The sequence below is a fragment of the Saccharomonospora iraqiensis subsp. iraqiensis genome (genome assembly GCF_000430445.1).
Lineage (GTDB): Bacteria > Actinomycetota > Actinomycetes > Mycobacteriales > Pseudonocardiaceae > Saccharomonospora > Saccharomonospora iraqiensis.
Genome location: NZ_KE387092.1, coordinates 70,010 through 74,357, shown reverse-complemented (window position 1 = coordinate 74,357; position 4,348 = coordinate 70,010). Strand labels below are relative to the sequence as shown.

3 protein-coding genes, 1 tRNA gene and 1 pseudogene are annotated in these 4,348 nt (G+C 69.5%); 3 read left to right on the top strand and 2 right to left on the bottom strand.

Annotated elements, in window-relative coordinates; translation table 11 throughout:
* Positions 1–37 precede the first annotated feature (37 nt).
* Positions 38–334, bottom strand: a complete 297-nt coding sequence (locus tag ACTIR_RS0113265) for a WhiB family transcriptional regulator (RefSeq protein ID WP_026454652.1) — start codon at positions 332–334, stop codon at positions 38–40.
* Positions 335–654: 320 nt separating this feature from the next.
* Between ACTIR_RS0113265 and ACTIR_RS0113260 the strand changes: the two genes are divergently transcribed.
* From ACTIR_RS0113260 to ACTIR_RS0113250, 3 genes are all read left to right on the top strand, one after another.
* Positions 655–2,826: a transglycosylase domain-containing protein gene (locus ACTIR_RS0113260; protein ID WP_199285623.1), complete on the top strand. Its 2,172-nt coding sequence runs from the start codon at positions 655–657 to the stop codon at positions 2,824–2,826.
* Positions 2,827–2,960: 134 nt separating this feature from the next.
* The gene (locus ACTIR_RS0113255) at positions 2,961–3,902 is read left to right on the top strand and encodes a metallophosphoesterase (protein WP_007023625.1); all 942 of its coding nucleotides are present in this window, start codon (positions 2,961–2,963) and stop codon (positions 3,900–3,902) included.
* A 29-nt stretch (positions 3,903–3,931) separates the two neighbouring features.
* Positions 3,932–4,005, top strand: a tRNA-Pro gene (locus ACTIR_RS0113250).
* A 123-nt stretch (positions 4,006–4,128) separates the two neighbouring features.
* On the opposite strand, the pseudogene ACTIR_RS23215 reads toward ACTIR_RS0113250, so the two are convergent.
* Positions 4,129–4,348 (bottom strand): annotated as a pseudogene (locus ACTIR_RS23215) (SAM-dependent methyltransferase); the annotation flags it as partial.

Here is a 4,348-nt window from a genome sequence, read left to right as displayed (position 1 = left end):
GGCCGCCCGCACGACGTCGGACGCCGCCGGGCCCCGGTCAGGAGACCCGTTCGGCGGGTTCGTACTCCCGCTTGGCGGCCTCGAGCAGCGCGCGCCAGCTCGGCACGCTCGGCCGCCTGCGCAGCAGCGCACGCCGCTCCCGCTCGGTCATGCCGCCCCAGACGCCGAACTCGATCCGGTTGTCGAGCGCCTCGGCGAGGCACTCCGTCCGGACCGGACATCCCATGCAGACCATCTTGGCGCGATTCTGTTCGGCCCCGCGGACGAACAGGCCGTCGGGATCGGTGTCCCGGCAGTAGGCATGGATGCGCCAGTCGGTGTGCTCGGTGTTCATACCCCCAGCTCCTACCTGTCACGACCGGCAGGCGGATGACGACGAAGACGACCTCGCCCCCCGCAAGCAGGTCTCACGTTGCTCACGTTCCCTCCGGACGGCGCCTCCCCGGCACCGCCCACGTGAGTTGTTGACGGACTGTAGGACCCATCGGTTCCGTCCGCCAACCCCGTATCGGCCGTTGTTACCAGATATCGGACCGGTAACGACCTCCGGCCACCGCGACCCGGCCGACCGGCCCGTCGATCCGGTGGGTGATCACCGCGTCACGGTGCGGACGACGATACCGCCGGAACGGGTCACCGCGATCACACCCCCGCATGCGTACCCTGTCCGGTGTGGGTATCCGGAGCGGGCTGTTCAAGATGGTGGGGCTGTGTCTGCTCGCGGGCGTTCTCGTGGCCGGGCTGCTGTTCCCGGTCGTCGGCGCCGCGGGGGTGGTCTCGAACCAGGCCAGCGACACGGTCGAGTCGATGTCGTCGAACCTGGCCGACGAGCCACCACCACTGATCACCAACATCACCGACCGCGACGGCGAGCGCATCGCGACGGTCTACGACCAGTACCGCATCCCCACCGCGCCGGACGAGATCTCCGAGGCGATGAAGTGGGCGATCATCTCGGTCGAGGACCGGCGCTTCTACGATCACCCCGGGGTGGACTGGAAGGGCACCATGCGGGCCGCCATCAGCAATTCCGCGGGCGGCGACACCCAGGGCGCCTCGACGCTGACCCAGCAGTACGTGAAGAACTATCTGATCAACGTCACCTACCGCAACGACGAACTGGGCCAGCAGAAGGCCCAGGAGGTCTCGATCGCGCGCAAACTGAAGGAGGCGCGCATCGCGATGCAGCTCGAGACCAAGATGTCCAAGCCGGAGATCCTCGCCGGATACCTCAACATCATCGAGTTCTCCCGGGAGATCTACGGTGTCGGCGCGGCCGCGAAGGCGTACTTCGGCACCACGGCGGCGGAACTGACGGTTCCGCAGGCGGCGCTGCTCGCCGGCGCGGTGAACAACCCCGCGGTGCTCGACCCGTGGAACAACCCGGAGGGCGCGAAGAAACGCCGCAACATCGTGCTCGACACGATGGTGGACAACCGGAAACTCGCCCGGGAGGACGCCGAACGCATCAAGAAGGAGCCGCTCGGCGTGCTGCCCGGCGGTCCGGACAAGGCCGCCGCCAACTGCACCGGCGCCGAGAGCGGCTTCTTCTGCCAGTACGTGATCGAGTACCTCTACGAGCACGGGATGCAGCAGGACGACCTGCTCACCGGCGGCTACACCATCCGCACCACGCTGGACGCCGAGGTCAACCACCAGGCCGCCCAGGCGGCCAAGGCCGAGGTCGATCAGGACGAGCCCAACGTGGCCAACACCCTCTCCCTGGTCAAACCCGGCAAGGATCGGCACGAGGTGCTCTCCCTGGCCGCGAACCGTGACTACGGACCCGATCCGGACCAGGGCCAGACCATGCTCGGCCTGCCCTACGAGATCATGAACGTGACGGGTGTCGGCTCCAGCTACAAGATCTTCACCGCGGCCGCGACGCTGGAACAGCGCAGGTACGGCATCTTCGACGAGGTCCGGGTGCCGGATTTCCACGTCTCGCAGGTGTTCTCCTACGGTGGTGAACACTGCCCCAACAACTCGCGGGGCATCCGGAGCTATTGCGTGCAGAACGCGGGGGACTACCCGGGATCGATGACCCTGCAGGACGCACTGGCCAAGTCCCCGAACACGGCGTTCATCATTCTCGAGGAAGAAGTCGGGATGGGGCCTGTGGTGGACATGGCGAGCAAGCTCGGTCTGCGTAAGACCATGGCCTCGAACCCTGCCGTCGGCGGCCCGGTCGATCCGGACTCGGAAGACCGGATGTACAACCAGAGTCAGTCGGACTACTTCAAACCGGGCGAGCTCTCGCCGCACGGTAAGGGCTTCTTCACGCTCGGCGCGAGCCCGACGAGTGGTCTGGAGATGGCCAACGTGGCCGCCACGATCATGAGTGGCGGGGTGTGGTGCCCCCCCACCCCGATCCTGGAGATCTCCGACCGGGACGGCGCCGCGCAACCCATCGAGGAAAAGTCCTGCGAGCAGGCCGTACCCGAGGGAGTGGCCGATACCCTCGCCGTCGGGTTGAGCAAGGACACCGCGTCCGGCGGGACGGCCCAGGCCGCCGCGGAGAACGCGGGATGGGACCGACCCGTCATCGGCAAGACCGGAACCACCCAGCTCCAGGGTTCCGCCGCGTTCATCGGTGCGACACCCCAGATCGCGGGAGCTGCGATGGTGTTCCGGCCGAGCAGGCCCAACGGCGGCCTGCTCGACGGAGGGCCGGGGAACGTCCGCGCCGTCCCGGAGGGCGCGGGCAACATGTTCGGCGGGAAGACACCGGCCCGTACCTGGTTCCGTGCCGTGAAGCCCGCGCTGGAGGGTGAGCCGGTGGCCCCGCTGCCGGAGCCGCACCCGAGATACGCGGACATCCGATAACCGGCCCGCCTCCACCGAGCCGTCACTGAACCGGGTGAACAGCTGTCACCCGTTTCGGTAGTCTGCCCTGGGAAGGCAACCAACCGTCCCTCGCGGACGTACTGTCGGTGACACACGTCTCCCCAAGGATGATGATGAAACGCCTCGTGACGGGGACAGCGGTCACGGCCGCTGCGACGCTCGGGTACGCCGTCGGGGTCGAGCGACGGCGGTTCACCCTGCGGACCGCGGACCTTCCGGTACTGGCCGAGGGCGCGCGGCCGCTGCGTGTCCTGCACATCTCCGATCTGCACATGCTTCCGGGCCACGAGGCCAAACAGCGCTGGGTGGCCGAGCTGGGCAGACTGGAACCGGACCTGGTGGTCAACACGGGGGACAACCTCTCCCACCCGCGCGCCGTGCCCGCCGTGCTGCGGGCGCTGGCTCCTCTGCTCGACCGGCCGGGCCTGTTCGTGTTCGGCAGCAACGACTACTACGCCCCGAAGCCCAAGAACCCGGCGCGGTACCTGATGCCGAAGGGGCGCCGCACGCGCGTCCACGGCCCGCAACTGCCCTGGCGCGACCTGCGGGCGGCGTTCGTGGAACACGGGTGGCACGACCTCACCCACGTGCGCCGGACATTGACCGTGGCGGGGCAGACCGTGGTCGCCACCGGTGTGGACGACGCGCACCTGGACCGCGACCGCTACTCCGACGTGAGCGGCACACCCGGGGACGCGCCCGCGTTGCGGCTCGGGGTGACCCACTCGCCCGAGCCCCGCGTGCTGGACCCGTTCGCGGCCGACGGCTACGACCTGGTGCTGGCCGGCCACACCCACGGCGGGCAACTGCGGGTGCCGGGGTTCGGCGCACTGGTGACGAACTGCGACCTCGACCGCTCGCGCGCCCGCGGCGCCTCGCGGTGGGGCGCGCACATGTGGCTGCACGTCTCCGCCGGGCTCGGCACCTCGCCGTACGCGCCCGCCCGGTTCGCCTGCCCCCCGGAGGCGAGCCTGTTGACGCTGGTCCCGAGGGGTGCGACACCGCACACGGCACAAAACCCGGCCCCGCGTCGAGCCGCGAGCAACGTCCGTTAGACTGGGTGTCGACCCGCTGAGGAATACATCGGGGTGTGGCGCAGGTTGGTAGCGTGCCTCGTTCGGGTCGAGGAGGTCGTGGGTTCAAATCCCGCCACCCCGACGTAGCGAGAGGGCCCCTGCCCGGGCGACCGGGCAGGGGCCCTCTTCGTCGTCCGGTCGGGTGTTCTCCGCCGTGCCACCCCCGTCGTCGCACGCGGACGGGGAGCACGCGACCGACCGTGATTCACCGCACGGCGAGGGTCTCCACCCAGCAACGGCTGACGTCACCGGGCCCGCCCCGCACCCACATCCAGGCCGAGCGGGCCGCACTGGCGAGCTGCTGGTCCACGATCCCGTCGTCGGTCCGGACCGCCCCGGCCAGCTCCGCCTCGACGTCGCGGGCGAGTTGCCGGTAGTCGTAGTCGGCCAGGTGCCGGGCCCGGGACCGGACCTCGCGGAACCCG

Excerpts from the sequence above, each read along its gene's own strand:
- ACTIR_RS0113255 (WP_007023625.1), top strand. The coding sequence starts at position 2,961 with ATGAAACGCCTCGTGACGGGGACAGCGGTCACGGCCGCTGCGACGCTC.
- ACTIR_RS0113260 (WP_199285623.1), top strand. The coding sequence starts at position 655 with ATGCGTACCCTGTCCGGTGTGGGTATCCGGAGCGGGCTGTTCAAGATG.
- ACTIR_RS0113265 (WP_026454652.1), bottom strand. The coding sequence starts at position 334 with ATGAACACCGAGCACACCGACTGGCGCATCCATGCCTACTGCCGGGAC.